We start from the raw sequence: 313 nt of genomic DNA, 5'->3' as shown, positions 1-313 counted from the left end.
TTCGTCGTCGACCTCGTCGGCCGGGGTGTCGTCGGCCGGTATCGGGTTCCGGTCGCCGTTGGCGGTCACGTTCAGCGGTCGAATCAGCTCGTCGCCGCCCTCGATCGGCGGCCGGTTATCCAGGGCGCGAGCCTCGTTGACGGTCATCCACGGAGCGCCGACCGCGGTTTGCATCTGCGCGGCGCGCTCCTCGAACGAGCCGGTCAGCTTCTCGCGCAAGTTGAATTCGATGTACACCGGGTCGCCGGGCGCGAGATCGGGGACGAGCTGCAACTCGATCTCCTCGGCGAGCATGGTCAGCCACGGGCCGAGG

At 68.4% G+C, this 313-nt stretch carries 1 protein-coding gene; it reads right to left on the bottom strand.

Annotated elements, in window-relative coordinates:
• Positions 1 to 313: phage portal protein (locus ON31_RS00025; RefSeq protein WP_039807861.1), on the bottom strand; the 313-nt coding region annotated here is incomplete at both ends.

Source organism: Nocardia otitidiscaviarum NBRC 14405, from assembly GCF_000308635.1.
GTDB classification, from domain to species: Bacteria; Actinomycetota; Actinomycetes; order Mycobacteriales; family Mycobacteriaceae; genus Nocardia; species Nocardia otitidiscaviarum.
Note: the sequence above shows the minus strand (reverse complement) of the source record. Positions and strands in the feature narration are given on the sequence as shown.